This window comes from Ancylobacter mangrovi (assembly GCF_024752335.1).
GTDB classification, from domain to species: Bacteria; Pseudomonadota; Alphaproteobacteria; order Rhizobiales; family Xanthobacteraceae; genus Ancylobacter; species Ancylobacter mangrovi.
The window spans coordinates 116,627-134,616 of record NZ_JANTHY010000001.1; the positions used below are offsets into that span (position 1 = coordinate 116,627).

Genomic DNA, 17,990 nt, shown 5'->3' on the forward strand with positions numbered 1-17,990 from the left:
GGCCGGCCGGGGTCACGTGCCCGCGCGTCGGCGTGACGGCTGCGGGGCCTCGCGCGGCGCGAGCGTGCGCGCGAGGTCGAGGAAGGCGCGGATCGTCTTCGCCTGGCTGCGCTCGCTGAGGCAGATCAGCGCCTCTTCCATCAGCACCGGCTCGCCGCGAATCGGGATCTTGACGAGGCGCGGGTCGAGCCCGAACTCGGCTTCCGAGACGAAGCCGACGCCGAGGCCGGAGGCCACGATCTCGCGCACCGCCTCGCGGCCCTCGGCCTCGATCATGAAATTGAGCTGCACGCCGTCCCTGGCCGCGCTCTCCTCGAGGCGACGCCGGGTCTTGGAGCCGACCTCGCGGCCGACCAGCGGCAGAGTGGCGAGCTCGGCGAAGGAGAGCGCGTCGCGGCGGGCCAGCGGGTTGTCGCGCGCGGTGAAGGCGGTGATCGGGGTCGCGTCGAGGCGGATGATGTCGAACTCCCGGCTTGGATTGAGGTCGCCGAGCACACCGATATCGGCCTCGTAGTTCAGAAGGTTCTCGACCACGGTCTCGGTGTTGCCCGAGCGGATCGTGACCATTACGCCGGGATATTTCTCGCGGAAAGCGTGCAGGATGTGGAGGATGTGGTGCGCCGCGTCGGCGACGATGCGCAGCACGCCGGCGCGCAGCGCGCGCGATTCCGACAGCAATTCCAGCGCCTGGTTCTCGGCGTCGAACATGCGCCGCGTGATCTGCAGCAGGTTCTCGCCCGCGGGGGTTAGCGTGACCTGCTTGCGCTCGCGGTTGAACAGCAGGATGTCGTATTCGGATTCCAGCTTGCGGACCTGGTCGGAAATGGCCGGCTGGGTCAGGAACAGCTCGGCGGCAGCGCGCGAGAAGCCGCCGGAGATCGCGACATAGTGGAAGGCACGAAGCTGCACGTAGCGCATGGCGTCGCGGGCCTGTGCTGGGCGGCAGGAAGCCGCGGGTCGCGGGAAGGACGGTTCGCGAGCGTGCCGGCCGGATGACTGGCCGATCATCGCTCCAGTTTATATATGGATACAAAATAACGATTTCTCAAATGAAACCTGCGCACGCCATCATGACGGGACGATGAATGTCCTTTCGTGAGGCCCGGCCATGTCCGATGGCACGATTGACGACGCCGCGACGGCCTTCGAGCCGCCGATGCTGGGCGAGCCCTATCTTCTGACGCCCGGCCCGCTGACCACTGCGGCCACGGTGAAGCAGGCGATGCTGCGCGACTGGGGTTCATGGGACGGCGATTTCCGGGCGCTGACGGCAGAGCTGCGCCGCCGGCTTCTGGCGCTGATCGACGACCGCGACGGCGCTTTCGACTGCGTGCCGATGCAGGGCAGCGGCACGGCCTGCGTCGAGGCGATGCTGGGCACGCTGGTGCCGCGCGAGGGCAAGGTTCTCGTGCTCGCCAACGGCGCGTACGGGCTGCGGGCGGCGCAGATCCTGCGCTATCTCGGCCGCGCCCACACGCTGATCGACAAGGGCGACTACCTGCCTCCGCGCGGCGAGGAGGTGGCGGCGGCGCTCGACGCCGACTCGGCGATCACCCATGTGCTGGTCATCCATTGCGAGACCAGCTCGGGCATCCTCAATCCCGTCCGGGAGATTTCCGAGGCGGTCTACGCTCGCGGACGAAAACTGCTGGTGGATTCGATGAGCGCCTTCGGCGCCGTCCCGGCGGATGTGAACGCGCTGCGCTACGAGGCGCTCGTCTCCTCGGCCAACAAGTGCATCGAGGGCGTGCCCGGCTTCGGCTTCGTCATCGCCCGCAAGAGCGAGCTGGAGGCGGCGCAGGGCAACTGCCATTCGCTGAGCCTCGACCTGCACGACCAGTGGAAGGTGATGGAGAAGACCGGCCAGTGGCGCTTCACCCCGCCCACCCATGTCGTCGCCGCCTTCATCGAGGCGCTGCATCTGCATGAGGCCGAGGGCGGCGTCGCCGGCCGGGGCGCGCGCTATGCCAACAACCGCGACGTGCTGGTCGCCGGCATGCGCGCGGCGGGCTTCGAGACCCTGCTGGCGGAGCGCTGGCTCTCGCCGATCATCGTCACCTTCTTCTGCCCGGCGGACCCGAACTTCTCGTTCCCGCGCTTCTACGATTTGATGAAGGCGAAAGGCTTCCTGATCTATCCGGGCAAGCTGACGGCGGTCGAGAGCTTCCGCGTCGGCTGCATCGGCCATTTCGACGCGCATGTCATGCGCGCGGTGGTCGAGGCGGCGTGCCGCTCGCTGGAGGAGATGGGCGTCGCCTCGGCGGCGCCCGCGCCCCACGTTCTGGGCGAGCGCGCGCGGCTCGTCGCCTGATCGTCCTGAACGGGTGCTATCCACCTGCCGGTCCGTAAGGTTCGCCGCAGCGCCTTCGCACTGCCGCCGCACCGGCCGGCGCTCACATGAACAGTCGGCGCCCGCCGCGCGCCCTGCCAGGAGACGCCTGAATGCCGCCCCGCCCGCTGTCGCTGGTCCACACCGAAGGGGAATCCAACACCTCGGCCGCCCGCGCCGCGTGGACGGCGCGCCAGCAGGATGCCGCCACGCGCGACCTGCTGGCACGCGATTCCGACGCCTTCCTGCACCAGAGCCTGTCCAGCCCCTGCGTCGCCGCGATCGCCAAAGCCGAAGGGATCTGGATCGAGGACACGACCGGCCGGCGCTACATGGATTTCCATGGCAACAGTGTCCACCACATCGGCTACGGTCATCCGCGGCTGAAGGAGGCGATCAAGGCGCAGCTCGATGAGCTGTGCTTCGCGCCGCGGCGCTTCACCTGCGAGCCGGCGGTGGAACTTGCCGAGACGCTGGGCCGGCTGGCGCCGGGCACGCTCGACAAGGTGCTGTTCACCACCGGCGGCTCGGACGCGGTGGAAGTGGCGCTGAAGCTGGCGCGCGCCGCCACCGGCCGCTTCAAGACGCTGTCCTTCTGGGACGCGTTCCACGGCGCGGGCTTCGGCGCCTCCAGTGTCGGCGGCGAGGCGACGTTCCGCTCCGGCATCGCCGGGCCGCTGTTGCCGGGCGCCGAGCATGTCGCGCCCTGGGCCAGTCATGGCTGCGCCTATGGCCACGACAACCTCGAGGATTCCGCGCGCGCCTGCGCCAACATGATTTCCTACGTGCTCGGGCGCGAGGGCGATTTCGCCGCCTTCATCGCCGAGCCGATGCGCGCCACGCCGCTGGTGCCGGCGCCCGGCTTCTGGAAGGCGGTGCGCGAGGCCTGCGACCGGCACGGCACGCTGCTGATCTTCGACGAGATCCCGACCGGGCTCGGCAAGACCGGGCGGTTCTTCGCCTCCGAGCATGACGGGGTGACGCCGGACATCATCGTGCTCGGCAAGGCGCTGGGCGGCGGCATCCTGCCGATCGCCTCGGTGATCGCCCGCCACGACCTCGACGTCGCCGGCGACTACGCCATCGGCCACTACACGCATGAGAAGAACCCGGTCACGACCCGTGCTGCGCTCACCACCCTCGCCATCATCCGCGAGGAGGGTCTCGTCGAGCGGGCGGACGAGCTCGGCGCGCACGCGATGGGCCGCATGCGCGACCTGATGGCCCGCACGCCCCATATCGGCGACGTGCGCGGGCGCGGGCTGCTGTTCGGCGTCGAGATCGTCACCGACAGGGCCGAGCGGCGCCCGGACCTCGCGCTCGCCGAGACGGTCTATTACCGCTGCCTGGAGGCCGGGCTGAGCTTCAAGATCAGCCAGGGCAACGTGCTCACCCTGTCGCCGCCGCTGGTCATCTCGAAACAGGATCTCGACCGGGCGCTCGACATCGTTGAGTCCGCCATTCTGGCCGGCTGACCGCCTCTCCCGTCCCCCATCCGCCATTTCCGGAGCCACGCGCATGAAGGCCGTTCGTACCGATGCGGAGCTCGAATGTCCGGGCATCGACGCTGGGCTGCTCGCACGGGGCGTCGACCTCGTGACGCTGCCGGACGGCATCTGCGAGCAGGCGCTGGCGGAGGCGGTGGCGGACGCCGACCTGCTGCTCATGTGCTACACGCCGGTCACCGCGCGCGTCATCGCCGCGGCGAAGAAACTGCGCGGCATCGTCAAATACGGGGTGGGGATCGACGCGATCGACATCCCGGCCGCGATCGCGCGCGGCATCCCGGTCGTGAACGTTCCCGAATATGCCGAGGAGACAGTGGCCGAGGGTGCCTTCGCGATGATGATCGCGCTGGCCAAGCGGCTGCCCGAGATCGGGCGGGCGATGCAGGAGGAGGGCTGGATCTGGCCCGCCCAGCGCTGGCTCGGGCGCGACATCGCCGGCTCGGTGGTCGGTCTTGTCGGCGTCGGCAAGATCGGGCGCAGCATGGCGCGCATGGCCGGGCAGGGCTTCCGCGCGCAGGTGCTCGGCTTCGATCCGAATGTCGACCGGGAGACCATGGCGCGGGCCGGCGTCGAGAAGGTCGACGATCTCCACGCCATGCTCGCCGGCTGCGATTTCGTGTCGCTGCACTGCGTGCTGAACGCGCAGACGCGCCATTTGATCGGCCGGGCCGAGCTCGCCCGTCTCAAGCCCAGCGCGGTGCTGGTGAACGTCTCGCGCGGCGCGCTGATCGACGAAGCGGCGCTGGTGGAGGCGGTGCTCGCCGGCCGCCTCGGTGGGGTGGCGCTCGACGTCTTCTCCAGCGAGCCGCTGGCGCGCGAGGGGCACCTGATGAGCCCGCTGTTCGGGCGGGATGACGTGATTCTGTTCCCCCATCTCACCTTCTTCACCCACGAGGCGATGGCGCGGCTCGAAGAGGACACGCTGGCGCGCTGCTTCGAGATCATCGAGGGGCGGCCGGTCACCATCCGCTCGCGCGATCCGCGCCTGCTGGCGCAGTCCCGCGGCGTCGCCTTTGCCTGATGCTTCCCTAAGGGCTGTCTCCGGACCGACATGCAGCGGGCCGATGGTCGCGTGCGGCGATTCACGACCTATAAGCGTGACCTCTATGACCATAAGACGAATAGATTTTACTTATCGGCGACGCGGCAAGATCATTTTTTGGTCAGTTCGTAAGTCGCCTAATTAATGGTCGGAAGGCCGCCTCTCGCCTGGCACCCAAAAGGGAACCCGTTTGATGAAAGCCTCCATCCTTTCCGTGCTGCTCCTCGCGGCAGCCACGACGCCGTCCTTTGCGGATTCGGGCGTCGTCACGATCTACAGCGCCGACGGTCTCCACGACGGTTCGCCGAGCTGGTACGGCAAGCATTTCGACGCGTTCACCAAGGCGACCGGGATCAAGGTCCAGTTCGTCGAGGCCGGTTCCGGCGGCGTCGTCGACCGCCTGTCCAAGGAGAAGTCGAACACCCAGGCCGACGTGCTCGTGACCCTGCCGCCGTTCATGCAGAAGGCCGCCAGCGAAGGTCTGCTGCAGGCCTACACCCCCGCCGGCGGCGACATGATCGAGGCCCGCGACAAGGATGCCGGCGGCCTCTATGCGGCGATGATCAACAACTACCCGAACTTCATCTACAACGCCTCCGTGCTGAAGGAAGCGCCCGCGAGCTACGAGGCGCTGCTCGATCCGAAGTTCGCCAAGAAGCTCCAGTATTCGACGCCCGGCCAGGCGGGTGACGGCACCGCGCTGATGCTGCAGACCTTCCACGTCTTCGGCGGCAAGGAAGCGGGCCTCGCCTACCTCAAGAAGCTCGAGGCCAACAATCTCGGCCCCTCCGCTTCCACCGGCAAGCTGACCGCCCTCGTCAACAAGGGCGAGCTCTATGTCGCCAATGGCGACATGCAGATGAACCTGGCGCAGTCGGCCAGCAACCCGAACATCAAGATCTTCATTCCCGCCGGCCCGGACGGCAAGAAGAGCACCTTCGCGCTGCCCTATTACATCGGCCTCGTCGCCAACGCCCCGGACGCGGAGAACGGCAAGAAGCTGATCGACTTCCTGCTGAGCAAGGACGCGCAGGAAGACGTCAGCTCGGTTGCCGGCGGCTTTCCCGTACGCACCGACGTGAAGCCGGACGACGAGAACTTCAAGAAGCTCAACGCCATGCTCGACGGCGTCGAGATCTGGTCGCCGGACTGGACCAAGGTGCTGGACGGCCTGAAGGCCGACGTCGCCGCCTACAAGCAGGCGATCTCGGGCAATTGATGGTCGACATAACCGCCCAGGAAATCGAGCGATGCGCGCCCCTCGACGGGGTGCGCACTGCCTCCCGGACGTCGGGCAGCCGGATCGGATTCGAGGACGTCTCGGTCGCCTATGGCGGGCTGACCGTGCTCAAGTCGTTGACCCTGACGGTCCATCCCGGGGAGATCGTGGCGCTGATCGGCCCGTCCGGCTCGGGCAAGACCACGGCGCTGCGCGTCGTCGCCGGCTTCGTGCGGCCGAACTCCGGCCGCATCATGATCGGCGACCGCGACGTGACCGACCTCGCGCCCTATGACCGGCAGATCGGGATGGTGGTGCAGAACTACGCGCTGTTCCCGCATATGCGGGTCGAGGATAACGTCGCCTTCGGCCTCCAGGCGCAGGGCGCACCGCGGGACGTCGTCCGCCAGCGCGTGCCCGAATGCCTCGCCATGGTCGGCATGTCGGCCTATGGCAAGCGCTACCCGCGCGAGCTCTCCGGCGGCCAGCAGCAGCGCGTCGCCATCGCCCGGGCGCTGGCGCCCAAGCCCCAGGTGCTGCTGCTCGACGAGCCGCTCTCCGCACTCGACACCCAGATCCGCCGCGCCATGATCGACGAGATCGCCAAGCTGCATCACGACCTGCCGGACCTGACCGTGCTCTATGTGACGCACGACCAGACCGAGGCGCTGACGCTCGCCAACCATATCGGCATCATGCGCGACGGCGAGATGCAGGCCTTCGGCGAGGCGCAGGCGCTGTTCCGCCACCCGCCCACGCGCTTCGCCGCCGAGTTCCTCGGTCGGGCGAATCTCCTTTCCGTCGGCGGGCTGACGGCGGCCGGGCCGGGCGAGGCGCGGGTGCGGTTCGGCGGCGCCGAGCTGCTCGCGCGCAATCCGCACAACCTGCCCGAGGGCCGCGACTGCCTGCTCTGCGTGCGCCCGCATCACATGCGTTTCGCCGGCGAGGGCGAGGTGGCCAATGCGCTGACTGGCGTGGTGCAGAGCGTCCAGTGGCAGGGCGACGTGCACAACATCACGCTGACGGCGGAAGGCGAGAGCCTGCGCATGACCTGCGTGCCGATGGCGGTGCCTCCTGCGCTGGGCGATCAGCTGCGCGTCTGCTTCGATCCGTCCGAGGTGACGCTGGTGCCGGAGGACGCGCCCCGTGGTTGACCTCGCCGCCCACACCGTCGCATCCCCGCGCCCGGGGCGGAGCTTCCGGGCCGGCCTGCTATGGGTGGTGCCGCCGCTGCTGGTGCTGCTGGTCCTGTTCTTCTACCCGCTCAGCCTGATCGTGCGCGAGGCGCTGGCGCCGGAAGGCGAGGGCGCCTCGCTGCTTCACATCGAGACGGTGCTGCGCTCGCGCGAGTTCGTCAGCGGGCTCTACCACACGGTCGTCATCGCCGGCAGCGCGACCGCGGGCTGCCTCGTGCTCGGCTTCGTGCTGTCGCTGGTGATCGCGTTCATCCCGTTTCCCGGCGCGCCGATCGCCGGCCGGCTGATCGACATGATCATCGCCCTGCCGACCTTCCTGATGACGCTGGCTTTCACCTTCATCTACGGCTCGGCTGGCCTGCTGAACGGGCTGCTGGTGGACGCCTTCCATCTTGAACAGCCGCCGGTCGACTTCCTCTATTCCCAATGGGGCGTGATCCTCGCCGAGATCACCGTGTTCACCCCCTTCGTCATGCGCCCGCTGCTGGCGGCGTTCTCGACCATCGAGCCGGCCCAGCTCGAGGTGGCGAGCAGCCTCGGCGCGCGCCCGTTCCGCGTCATCCGCCAGATCATCCTGCCGGCCTCGCTGCCCGCGCTGCTCGCCGGCGGCAGCCTGTGCCTGCTGCTGACGGTGAACGAGTTCGGCATCGTGCTCTTCATCGGCGCCAAGGACGTCATCACCCTGCCGATGCTGGTCTACGCCAAGGCGATCCAGGAATTCGACTATACGAGTGCCTGCGTGATCGCGGTGGTGAATGTCGTGCTCTCGCTCGGGCTCTACGGCCTCTATCGGGCCATCATCTCGCATTTCGGAGGCGGCAATGCTGGCAGGGTCTAGGGCCTGGCGCCTCGCCGTCTGGGCGGTCGTGCTGCCGCTCTTCGCGGTGCTCTACGGGCTGCCGATCGCGGTGATCGTGCTGGCGAGCCTCGCGCGGACCTGGAACGGCGCCCTGCCGGGCGAGTTCACGCTCCTCCACTACGCCGAGGCGTTCCGCAGCGATTCGCTCGACGCCCTCGTCACCAGCCTGATGACCGGCGCCATCGCCAGCAGCGCCGCGCTCGCCTGCGGCACCTGGGCAGCGCTCGCGCTGCGCCGCCGCGTCAGGCTGCCCGCGCGGCTTCTCGAGGCGGTGTTCTTCGTGCCGAGCGCGGTGCCGTCCGTCTCGGTCGGGCTCGGCCTGCTGGTCGCCTTCAGCCAGCCGCCCTTCCTCTTGAACGGCACCCGCGCCATCGTGCTGATCGCCCATTTCGTGCTGGTGTTCGCCTTCACTTTCGGCAACGTCACCGCCGGCCTCGCCCGCGTGCCGGCCGAATGCGAGCAGATTGCCGAGAGCCTGGGCGCGCGGCCATTCTATCGCCTGCGGCGGGTGACGCTGCCGCTGCTGACGCCCTATCTCATCGCCGCCTTCAGCCTGAGCTTCGCGCTGTCGATGGGCGAGCTCGGCGCGACCATCATGGTCTATCCGCCCGGCTGGGTTACCATGCCGGTGCGGATCTTCGCCCTGTCCGATCGCGGCGCGATCTTCGACGCGGCGACGCTGACCACCATTCTCGGCGTCGCGACGCTGATCGTGCTGACCGTCCTGTCCCGCGTGTCGAGCAGGGCCATGCTGCGCTGAGGCGGGACGGATCTTCCTGCCGCGACGCCTCGAGGTCGGCTCAATGACCACCGGCGGCGCGGCGCTCTTCAACCGGATGAATGCCATGTCACTGTCCCACCTCAAGGCCATCGTCTTCGATTGGGCCGGAACCGTCGTCGATTTCGGCTCGCTCGCGCCGATGGGCGCCTTCGTCGAGGCGTTCGGCGAGTTCGACGTCGAGATCAGCATCGACGAGGCCCGCGTGCCGATGGGCATGGCCAAGCGCCCGCATGTGGCCGCGCTGCTCGCCATGCCGCGCGTCGCCGCCGAGTGGCAGAGGGTGCACGGCCACGCGCCGACGGAGGCGGACATCGACGCGGTCTATGCGGTGTTCGTGCCGAAGAACCTCGCGGTGGCGGCAAGCTTCGCCGACCTCATTCCCGGCGCGGCCGAGACGGCGGCGGCGCTGCGCGCGGCAGGCGTGAAGATCGGCAGCACCACCGGCTACACGCGCGAGATCATGGCGAAGATCACCCCGCGCGCGGCCGAGCAGGGCTTCGCGGCCGACGCCATGGCCTGCACCGGCGACGTGCCGGACGGGCGCCCCACCCCCTTCCTCATGTGGAAGGTGCTGACGGACCTACAGGTCTATCCGGCCTGGTCGGTGGTGAAGGTGGACGACACCGAGGTCGGCATCGGCGAGGGGCTGAACTGCGGCGCCTGGACCGTCGGCGTCGCCGTCACCGGCAACGTGTTCGGCCTGTCGCGCGGCGACACCGCGGCGCTGTCCCCCGAGGCCTTCGTCGAACGCCGCGCGAAGGCGGTCGAGAAGCTGACTTCGGCCGGCGCGCACTACGTGATCGACGGCGTCGCCGATCTCCTCCCCGTGCTGGCGGCGATCAGCGGGCGCCTGGCCCGCGGCGAGCGCCCCTGACGGGCGGCTGCGGCGCTCCATCGGCAAGCACGATCGTCCAGGCGCGGCTCAGATTGCCTTCGGCGCCTTGAAGCAGGGATGGTCGGGCAGGGTGGCGACGTGCAGCGCCCCCTCGATCGGCAGCGGCTTGCCCAGCAGGTAGCCCTGCGCCTCCGTGCAGCCGGAGGCGCGCGCCACCTCCCACTGATCGGTGGTCTCGATCCCCTCCGCCGTCGTCGTCATGCCGAGCCGCGAGGCGAGCCCGGCAATGGCCTCGACGATGACGGCGCTCTTCGAGCGCACGGTGCTGTCGCGCACGAACAGCCGGTCGATCTTGACCTTGTCGAGCGGGAACAGATGGAGATGGCTGAGGCTCGAATAGCCGGTGCCGAAATCGTCGAGCACGATCCGCACGCCCAGCAGCTTGAGCCGCCTCAGTACCTCGAGATTGCGCTGGTCGTTGCTGAACAGCGCCGTCTCCGTGATCTCGAGCTCCAGCCGCGTCGGGTCGAGCCCGGTGTCGCGCAGGGTCTGTGCCACGCTTTCGACGATGTCGCCGAAGGCGAGCTGGATCGGTGACAGGTTTATCGCGATCCGCAGTCCGTCCGGCAGGCGCAGCGCGTCGACGCAGGCCCGGTGCAGGATCCAGTTGCCGATCTCGACGATGAGCCGCGTGTCCTCGGCGACCGGGACGAACGCCGCCGGGCTGACCAGCCCGCGCGTGGGATGGTGCCAGCGCAGCAGCGCCTCGAAGCCGCGCAGCCGCCCCGAATTCAGATCGTAGATCGGCTGGTAGACGAGCTCGAACTGCTCGCCCGGCAGGGCGAGGAGCAGGTCGGCCTCGATGGCGAGGCGGTCGCGCAGATGCGCCTCCATGCCCGGCTCGAAGACGCAGAGCCGGGCGCGGCCCTTGCCCTTCGCCTCGTAGAGCGCGAGGTCCGCCTGCTTGAGCAGCCCGTCCGCGTCGTTGCCCTGCCGGTCGGCGACCGCGATGCCGATGCTCGCGCTCATGCCGATCGTGTGGCCGAGAATGTTGTAGGGCCGGCCGATCTCCTCGATGATCCGGGTGCTGAGGTCCTCGGCGCTTTCCGGCTGCACCTCGGCCAGGCTGACGACCGCGAACTCGTCGCCGCCGAGACGGGCGACGCGCTCGGGATCGTTGACGCAGGCGCTGAGCCTCGCCGCCACGGCCTGCAGCAGCGCGTCGCCCACCGGGTGGCCGAGCGTGTCGTTCACGTCCTTGAAGCGGTCGAGGTCGAGATAGAGCAGGGCGAGCTCCTCGCCCCGGGCCGCGGCGCGGTTGAGCGCGGAGGCGACGCGGTCGCGGAACAGCACCCGGTTCGGCAGCCGCGTCAGGTCGTCATGATGGGCGAGGAAGCGGATGCGGCTCTCGCGCTCGGTCAGCGCCGCGTTCTGGCGCCGTGCCTCGGCGGCCGCCTCGTTTGCCCGCCGATTGGCCTCGCCGAGCTCGCCCAGCATGGTCTTGAGCTGGGTGATATCGGTGCGCGTGCCGACGGTCCCGCCATCGGCCGTGCGCCGTTCCTTCATCAGCACCCAGCGTCCGTCGGGGAGCAGGCGCTCCTCCGAGCCGGTTCCCTCGGCGTGCAGCGCCAACATGCGCGCCACGAAGCCCTCGGCATCGCCAGCCGCTTCCGGATACTGCCCCTCCTCGACGCCCTTGCGGACGATCTCCTCGAAGGTCGAGCCGGCGATCATGAAGGGCGCGCTGATGCTGTAGAGGTCGCGATAGCGCTCGTTGCAGGTGACGAGGCGGTCATGCTCGTCCCACATGACGAAACCGTCCGACATGGCCTCGACCGCGTTGACCAGCACCGCCTGCGCGCGGGCACGTTCCGCATCGGTCTTCTCGCGCTGGCGCAGCGCCACCAGCAGCGCCGCGGAGAAGGCGGCGATCAGGAGGGTGCCGATCGTGGCGATCATGATGGTGGCGTCGCGGTCGCGCCGCCAGTCGGTCAGCATCGCGTCGAGCGGCGCGGTGAGCACCACTCGCGCATCGCCATAGAGCGAGGCGCGCACCACCGAGACCGTGCTCTGGCCGGTGGCGGCATTGACCGAGATGAACGCCCTGCCGTCCGGCGCGCTTCTTCCGAGAGCTGAAGGACGTATGCGGCCGGTCTCGAGCTCGTCATGCGGCAGCGAGGCGATGAGCTGCCCGTTGGGGCGCTCCAGCAGAAGCCGGACACCCGGCAGCGTACCGGTCTCGGCGAGCAGCTTCATCAGCGTGGGAATGGGCACCTCGGCGACCGCCGTCACCCCGTTCCAGCCGGAAATGGAGCGGGTGACGTAGATCGACCAGTCGCCGGTGATCGCATTGCGGACCGGCCCGACCAGCGCGGTCGGGCCCTGCTTCAGCTCATCGGCGTCGAAGGGAAGGTGCCGGCCCACGGGACGCTGGCGGGCCGATCCGAGGATCGTGCCCTGGGAATCGACCAGCAGCAGGTCGCGATAGGCGAGGGTCTGGAAGTTCAGCCCGCTCAGCAGGTCGTCGACCACCACCGGGTCCATGGGCGTGACCCTGGCGGCCCTGAACAGCGTGGGCAGACTCGCGAGCGCGCCATGGACCTGGAGGAGCTGGCGGTTCAGCGCGTTCTCGACCGCCTGGGCCGAGCGCTCCAGCGAGATCTCGACCGTCGCCGTCGCCGTCCGCTCGGCGCGGTCGAGAAGCGCGGCCGTTCCCGCCACGATAATCAGCAGGATGATCGCCGTCCCGCTCGCGACAATCAGCTTGAGACGGTGCCAGATCATGGGCTGTCATCGACTGCTAGGGCTACGCGCAAGGCTCACTCGGCGGATACCGTTATGGAATGGGTGGGGGCGAGATAGGTGTTCCAGGCCTGGACGCAGGCGAGGCCGCAGCGCGCGATCCAGCGCGGTAGCACGACGTCCTCGAGGAGATGCCGGCGCCGCGACGCGTCGGCCTTCGACAGCGGCACGATGGTCATGGGCTCGCTCGGCGGCTCGCCACAGGAGGCGGCTCCGGCATTGCAGCTGAGCCCGCGCTCGGTGTCGGCGCCCGCCTGCAGCCAGATGCGGCGTTCGAGCTCGGCCACGCCCGAGCGGATGGTCGAACGCACGTCCGCAGGCAGGCCGTTCCATGTCGTCCGATTGGCGCCGAACACGGAAAGCCCCCAGCTGATCGCCATGTCATGCACATGGGTGGTCACGTCCGGCAGCCCGATCTCGTAGCCGCTGAGCGTTCCGGTGATCGCGCAATCCGTGACGCCCTCGCGCAGCGCCGGCACGATCTCGGCGAACGGGACCAGCACCGGAATCGCGCCGAGCGCCGCCATCAGCTCCGACTGACCGACCGAGGAGGTGCGCACCTTGCGCCCGACCAGGTCGTCGAGCCCTTTGAACGCGCTTTTGCAGAAGAGCACCTGCGCCGGGTAGGTGTAGACGCCGAGAAGCTCGATGTCGTAGCGCGTGCGCAGCACGTCGGCGAGATGCTGGCGGAACGCCGCCACCGTGCGGCGCAGGGTGGCGATGTCGGGGTTGAGCACCGGCAGGTCGATGGCGTTCAGCTCCGGCTCGTCCCCGGCGACGACCGAGAGCAGCGCGGTCCCGAACGAGACCACGCCGAGACGCAGGAGCTGCAGCATCTCCTGGCCGCGCAGCCCGCCGCCGTCGAGCGGGCGGATGGTGGCGGAGATGCGCCCGTTGGACATCTCGGCGATCTCGGACTGCCAGAAGGGCTGCTCGAGCTTGGTGTACTGGGTGAGGCCCGCGAGGCCGCCGACGACGTTGAGCTTCACCGTGCCGCCGGCGGTGGATTGCGCCTGCGCGGCGCCTGCATACAGGCCGATCAGGCCGGCGACCACGATCGCGCGAAACCGGTTCCTTTCCGGCCGTTTGACGGGAGCATCGCCCGATTGCCCTGCCATGCGCCTGCCTTCACGCTTCAGTTGACCCGACGATAATCGCGATCGCAGGCGGGCGGAATGCCCTCCGTCATAACAACGTTACCCTAAAAGTCGGAGAAAACTCAGCGCAGTAGCAGCTTGATACCGGCAATCAGCAGCACGACGGTGATCAGGACCCGTACCAGCCGGTCGTCGAGGCGCGAACAGGCCAGGGCGCCGATGGCGACGCCGGGGATCGAGCCGATGAGGAGCAGGCCGAGCAGGGCGAGGTCCACATTGCCGAGGAAAAGATAGCCGATCCCGCCGATGATGGTCAGCGGCACGGCGTGGGCCGTGTCGGTCCCCGCGATCTGCCGCGCGGCGAGGCCGGGATAGAGGGCGATGAGGAACACCGCCCCGAGCGCGCCGGCGCCGACCGAGGTCAGGGTCACCAGCCCGCCGACGAGGCAGCCGCACAGCACCGTGCCGGCGTCGCGGAAAAGGGTGAGACGATCGAGCCGGTGGCTGTTGCGGGCAGCGGCCCGGCGGATGCGCTCGCGAAACATCATGGCGATCGATGTCGCCACCAGCACCGCGCCGAGGATCCGCGTCGTGATCGCGGGATCGAACGCCAGCTGCGAGTGGTACAGGCTGGCGATGACGATGATCGAGGTCGGAATGCTGCCGAGCCCGAGCAGCATCGCGATGCGCAGATCGAGGCTGCCGAAGCGGTGATGAAAGGTCGAACCGACGATCTTGGTAACTGCCGCGAACCACAGATCGGTGCCGATGGCGGTGGTCGGGGCCACCCCGAAAAGCAGGATCAGCATGGGCGACATCAGCGAGCCGCCGCCCACCCCGGTGAGGCCCACCAGGGCGCCGACGAGAAACCCCGAAAGTATATAGGTAAAATCGATCATTTGCGTGCAGGCACCCCGGAGCGGCCGTTCCCGGGACGTCATTGAACACCAGTCGCGGCGCCTTGCCGAGGCCCGCCGTGCGGCCGGCCACAATTCCACGACGGTAGAGACCGGGGCAGGGGAGGAACCTGCCCTGCGTCCGGGCGGGTTGCCGCATCGCGGCAAATCTGGAACCCTTGGGAGGAACAAGCGCCGGCGTGCCGCGTTGGCGATGGCCCGCCTCCTGCCGCTCGCCCGTGACATGCGTTGCGACTCGGGCGCTCGTGATCAAGAACGACGGGATCTCTTATGCCGCCGCGCGCGTTACCCAGCCTTCTCCTGCTCGCCTTCTGCCTTCTCTTCACCGCGCCGGCCTTCAGCCAGGTGCCGGCTCCCGCCGCTTCGACGCCCGCCTCGACCACTGCGACGGAGACGACGCCCAATCTGCGCGCGCTGCTCGATACGTTGAGCAACGATGCAACCCGCAAGGAGTTCCTCGACAAGCTGCGCGCACTGGTCGACAGCGGCGCCGTCGCCGAGGAGCCGGTCAAGCGCGAGGACTGGCTGTCGGGCGCCACCGAATCGCTCGGAGCCTTCTCCGGGGCCGTGCTCGGCATCCTGAGCGAGATCGAGACGCTGCCCACCGAGGCGATGCAGCTCTTCGAGAATCTCACCGACCCGTTCGTGCTTCAGCGCATCGGCTGGGCGGTGAGCATGGTGATCGCGGTACTGGTGGCGGCGATCTTCGCCGAATACGCCGCCAAATGGCTGCTGTCGCGCCCGCGGCGCGCCATCGAGGCGAGGGCGACGCATTCCTTCATCGCCAAGCTGCTGATGCTCATCATGCGCACCATACTCGACGTGGTGCCGATCGCCGTCTTCGCGGCGGTGGCCTATGGCGTGCTGGCGCTGGTCGAGCTCAGCTTCATCGTCCGGCTGGCGGTGGTGACAGTGATCAACGCCAACGTCCTGGCGCGGCTGGTGATCGTCGCCGCGCGGGCTGTGCTGACGCCGGATGCGCCGCAGATGCGGCTGTTCAGGCTCGACAATGAAAGCGCGGCCTATGGCTATCTCTGGGTCCGGCGCTTCACCCACACGGCGATCTACGGCTACTTCATCCTGCGCGCGGCCTGGGTGCTCGGGCTCTCCCGCGCGGCCTACGTGTTCTTCGGCGACCTGCTCGCCCTGCTGCTCGCGGGCATGAGCGTGGTCCTGATCCTCCAGGTCAGGAACGGCGTCGGTCGGCGCCTGCGCAGGCTCGGCTCGCGCGATAGCAAGCTCGCCCGGGTGCGCGATACCGTCGCCGAGTTCTGGCACGTGCTGATGATCGCCTACATCTCCGTGGCGTATCTGGTGTGGGTGCTCGACATCGGCCGCGGCTTCGATTTCCTCGCCCGCGCGACCCTGCTCTCCATCCTCGCCGTGACGATCGCGACGCTGGTCGGGATGGGGCTCATCCGCGCCTTCGACCGGGTGTTCCGGCTCAATCCGGAGCTGCACGCCCGCTTCCCGCTGCTCGAGGTGCGCGCCAACCGCTACATCCCCATCCTCCGCACCGTGCTGAAATGGGTGTTCATCGCCTTCGTCTTGCTGGTGCTGCTGGAGATCTGGGGCGCGCAGCCCTTCGTATGGCTGGCCTCGGAGTCCGGGCAGGGGCTTGTCGGCCGGATGATCTCGATCGGCATCGTGCTGGTGATCGGGCTCGTCCTGTGGGAGATCGCGGCCGCCTTCGCCGAGCGGCTGCGCCTCACCAACCCCAATTCGACGCGGCTGAAGACGCTTCTGCCCTTCGTGCAGAACGCGTTCCGCGTCGTGCTGCTGACGCTGGGCGGACTGATCCTGCTGTCGGAGGTTGGCGTCGACATCGCCCCGCTGCTGGCCGGTGCCGGTGTCCTCGGCCTCGCCATCGGCTTCGGCGCCCAAACTTTGGTCAAGGACGTCATCACCGGCGTGTTCATCCTGATGGAGGACACGCTGTCGGTGGGCGACGTGGTCGAGGTGGGCACTCATGCCGGGCTGGTGGAGAAGATCACCATCCGCACCGTCCACATGCGCGACTTCGACGGCAATGTGCACTCGATCCCGTTCGGCGAGGTGCAGACCATCAAGAACATGTCGAAGGACTTCGCCTATGCGGTGGTCGACGTCGACATCGCCTATCGCGAGAACATCGACGATGCGCTGGCGCTGATGGCCGAGGTCGCGGCGGACATGGCCTCCAAGGGGCCGCTGGCGGAGACCATCGTCGAGCCGTTCGAGGTGGTGGGCGTCGAGGGACTGAAGGAGTCCAGCGTCTGGCTGCGCGGGCGCTTCAAGACCCGACCGCTCGGCCAGTGGAACGTCAAGCGCGAGTTCTACCGGCGCATCAAGGCGGCGTTCGAGGCGAAGGGGATCGAGATCCCGTTCCCGCATCGCACCATCTACATGGGATCCGACAAGAAGGGGCTGGCGGCACCGCTGCGCGTCGTCAACCAGCGTCCCGAGGATATCGAGATGCCCGCGCGCCGCCGCGCCGACGCCGCCCGCGCGGCGCGCACGCCCGGGCCCCTCATCGAGGAGCATCCTGGTGCGCGCGAACGTTCGGACGATGAGGACGGGTCGATGCTCCCCACGATCGAAGAAAAGGACCCGTCCTGACGCGCAACGAGCAGGGCTGGCGGCAAGCTTCGGCGGCGATGGCGACATCCATGGCCGTCGAACGTCCCCGCCATTCGCTTTGGGAGACGGTCAGCCGGCCTTCGCCCGGTGGGGGGGAGAGCCCGGCGCTTCCATCGCCGTCGCGACGAGCTGCTCGAAGGCGTCCTCGACCAGACTGACATGGTGCAGCATGGCGGCGTGAGCCGCGGTGGCATCGCCGCCGAGCACGGCACGCACTACCGTCCCATGCTCGGCATGGGACAGGGCGAGCCGGCCCGGGGCGCGGAACTGCGCCCGCCGGAACGGCCCGACGCGCCGGCGCAGCCCGGCCGTCATCTCCGCCAGCACGGGATTGTGGGTCCCGGCATAGAACATGGCGTGCAGCGCCGTATTGGCGGCGGTGTAGGCGGGGACGTCGTCCTGCGCCACCATCTCGCCCATGGAATCGTAGAGCGCGCCGAGGCGCCGGCGCTCGATCGGCGTCATGCTCATGGCGGAGAGCCGGGCGCAGGTCGCCTCCAGTTCGCCCATGGCGACGAACAGCATCTCGAGTTCGTCCGAAGTCACCTGCGCGACGATGGCCCCGCGGCGCGGGCGCAATTCGATCAGCCCGGTGGTCGCGAGCTGGCGCAGCGCCTCGCGGACCGGGGTGCGCGAGGTGCCGTAGCGGGCGGCCAGCATATGCTCGTCGAGGCGGCTGCCGGGCGCCAGCGTGCCGTCGAGAATGGCATCGGCGATCTCGCTCGCCAGCTTCTCGGTCCGCGTCTGCCGGTCGTCCGACATGGGTGGGCGCCTATCCTGCTGCAT

14 protein-coding genes are annotated in these 17,990 nt (G+C 68.7%); 9 read left to right on the top strand and 5 right to left on the bottom strand.

Annotated features, from left to right (window positions below; translation table 11 throughout):
* Window positions 1-12: 12 nt before the first annotated feature.
* On the bottom strand, window positions 13-918 hold the full coding sequence (locus NVS83_RS00510) for a LysR substrate-binding domain-containing protein (RefSeq protein ID WP_258737577.1): 906 nt from the start codon (window positions 916-918) through the stop codon (window positions 13-15).
* 190 nt (window positions 919-1,108) lie between these two features.
* Between NVS83_RS00510 and NVS83_RS00515 the strand changes: the two genes are divergently transcribed.
* From NVS83_RS00515 to phnX, 8 genes are all read left to right on the top strand, one after another.
* Entirely contained in the window at window positions 1,109-2,311 is a 1,203-nt protein-coding gene (locus NVS83_RS00515; RefSeq protein WP_258737578.1) for a 2-aminoethylphosphonate--pyruvate transaminase, read from the top strand.
* A 131-nt stretch (window positions 2,312-2,442) separates the two neighbouring features.
* The gene (gene pbfA, locus NVS83_RS00520) at window positions 2,443-3,804 is read left to right on the top strand and encodes a (R)-1-hydroxy-2-aminoethylphosphonate ammonia-lyase (protein ID WP_258737579.1); all 1,362 of its coding nucleotides are present in this window, start codon (window positions 2,443-2,445) and stop codon (window positions 3,802-3,804) included.
* Between the two features lie 43 nt (window positions 3,805-3,847).
* Entirely contained in the window at window positions 3,848-4,858 is a 1,011-nt protein-coding gene (locus NVS83_RS00525; protein ID WP_258737580.1) for an NAD(P)-dependent oxidoreductase, read from the top strand.
* Window positions 4,859-5,072: 214 nt separating this feature from the next.
* Window positions 5,073-6,098 carry a 2-aminoethylphosphonate ABC transporter substrate-binding protein gene (locus tag NVS83_RS00530; protein WP_258731371.1) on the top strand — a complete coding sequence of 342 codons (1,026 nt, stop codon included), beginning with the start codon at window positions 5,073-5,075 and terminating at the stop codon, window positions 6,096-6,098.
* A complete protein-coding gene (locus NVS83_RS00535; RefSeq protein WP_258737581.1) occupies window positions 6,098-7,252 on the top strand; it encodes an ABC transporter ATP-binding protein in 1,155 nt (384 codons plus the stop codon). The genes NVS83_RS00530 and NVS83_RS00535 overlap by 1 nt, the downstream gene beginning before the upstream one ends.
* On the top strand, window positions 7,245-8,132 hold the full coding sequence (locus NVS83_RS00540; protein ID WP_258737582.1) for a 2-aminoethylphosphonate ABC transporter permease subunit: 888 nt from the start codon (window positions 7,245-7,247) through the stop codon (window positions 8,130-8,132). The genes NVS83_RS00535 and NVS83_RS00540 overlap by 8 nt, the downstream gene beginning before the upstream one ends.
* On the top strand, window positions 8,116-8,913 hold the full coding sequence (locus NVS83_RS00545; RefSeq protein ID WP_258737583.1) for an ABC transporter permease subunit: 798 nt from the start codon (window positions 8,116-8,118) through the stop codon (window positions 8,911-8,913). Before NVS83_RS00540 ends, NVS83_RS00545 begins: the two co-directional genes overlap by 17 nt.
* A 76-nt stretch (window positions 8,914-8,989) precedes the next feature.
* Window positions 8,990-9,808 (top strand): phosphonoacetaldehyde hydrolase, encoded by an 819-nt coding sequence (phnX, locus tag NVS83_RS00550; protein ID WP_258738451.1) that lies wholly within the window; start codon window positions 8,990-8,992, stop codon window positions 9,806-9,808.
* A 48-nt stretch (window positions 9,809-9,856) separates the two neighbouring features.
* Here phnX and NVS83_RS00555 read toward each other — a convergent pair whose 3' ends face one another.
* From NVS83_RS00555 to NVS83_RS00565, 3 genes are all read right to left on the bottom strand, one after another.
* Window positions 9,857-12,553, bottom strand: coding sequence for a bifunctional diguanylate cyclase/phosphodiesterase (locus NVS83_RS00555; RefSeq protein ID WP_258737584.1), 2,697 nt, complete (start codon window positions 12,551-12,553; stop codon window positions 9,857-9,859).
* A gap of 35 nt (window positions 12,554-12,588) precedes the next feature.
* Complete coding sequence (locus NVS83_RS00560; protein ID WP_258737585.1) at window positions 12,589-13,689, bottom strand: TRAP transporter substrate-binding protein; 1,101 nt, start codon at window positions 13,687-13,689, stop codon at window positions 12,589-12,591.
* A gap of 101 nt (window positions 13,690-13,790) precedes the next feature.
* Complete coding sequence (locus tag NVS83_RS00565) at window positions 13,791-14,567, bottom strand: sulfite exporter TauE/SafE family protein (RefSeq protein WP_258737586.1); 777 nt, start codon at window positions 14,565-14,567, stop codon at window positions 13,791-13,793.
* 288 nt (window positions 14,568-14,855) lie between these two features.
* Here NVS83_RS00565 and NVS83_RS00570 point away from each other — a divergent pair, with 288 nt between their 5' ends.
* Window positions 14,856-17,183 (top strand): mechanosensitive ion channel domain-containing protein, encoded by a 2,328-nt coding sequence (locus NVS83_RS00570; protein WP_258737587.1) that lies wholly within the window; start codon window positions 14,856-14,858, stop codon window positions 17,181-17,183.
* Window positions 17,184-17,273: 90 nt separating this feature from the next.
* On the opposite strand, the gene NVS83_RS00575 is transcribed toward NVS83_RS00570, so the two are convergent.
* Complete coding sequence (locus NVS83_RS00575) at window positions 17,274-17,966, bottom strand: GntR family transcriptional regulator (RefSeq protein WP_258737588.1); 693 nt, start codon at window positions 17,964-17,966, stop codon at window positions 17,274-17,276.
* Between the last annotated feature and the right edge of the window lie 24 nt (window positions 17,967-17,990).

Excerpts from the sequence above, each read along its gene's own strand:
- NVS83_RS00510 (WP_258737577.1), bottom strand. The coding sequence starts at position 918 with ATGCGCTACGTGCAGCTTCGTGCCTTCCACTATGTCGCGATCTCCGGC.
- NVS83_RS00515 (WP_258737578.1), top strand. The coding sequence starts at position 1,109 with ATGTCCGATGGCACGATTGACGACGCCGCGACGGCCTTCGAGCCGCCG.
- pbfA (WP_258737579.1), top strand. The coding sequence starts at position 2,443 with ATGCCGCCCCGCCCGCTGTCGCTGGTCCACACCGAAGGGGAATCCAAC.
- NVS83_RS00525 (WP_258737580.1), top strand. The coding sequence starts at position 3,848 with ATGAAGGCCGTTCGTACCGATGCGGAGCTCGAATGTCCGGGCATCGAC.
- NVS83_RS00530 (WP_258731371.1), top strand. The coding sequence starts at position 5,073 with ATGAAAGCCTCCATCCTTTCCGTGCTGCTCCTCGCGGCAGCCACGACG.
- NVS83_RS00535 (WP_258737581.1), top strand. The coding sequence starts at position 6,098 with ATGGTCGACATAACCGCCCAGGAAATCGAGCGATGCGCGCCCCTCGAC.
- NVS83_RS00545 (WP_258737583.1), top strand. The coding sequence starts at position 8,116 with ATGCTGGCAGGGTCTAGGGCCTGGCGCCTCGCCGTCTGGGCGGTCGTG.
- phnX (WP_258738451.1), top strand. The coding sequence starts at position 8,990 with ATGAATGCCATGTCACTGTCCCACCTCAAGGCCATCGTCTTCGATTGG.
- NVS83_RS00555 (WP_258737584.1), bottom strand. The coding sequence starts at position 12,553 with ATGATCTGGCACCGTCTCAAGCTGATTGTCGCGAGCGGGACGGCGATC.
- NVS83_RS00560 (WP_258737585.1), bottom strand. The coding sequence starts at position 13,689 with ATGGCAGGGCAATCGGGCGATGCTCCCGTCAAACGGCCGGAAAGGAAC.
- NVS83_RS00565 (WP_258737586.1), bottom strand. The coding sequence starts at position 14,567 with ATGATCGATTTTACCTATATACTTTCGGGGTTTCTCGTCGGCGCCCTG.
- NVS83_RS00570 (WP_258737587.1), top strand. The coding sequence starts at position 14,856 with ATGCCGCCGCGCGCGTTACCCAGCCTTCTCCTGCTCGCCTTCTGCCTT.
- NVS83_RS00575 (WP_258737588.1), bottom strand. The coding sequence starts at position 17,966 with ATGTCGGACGACCGGCAGACGCGGACCGAGAAGCTGGCGAGCGAGATC.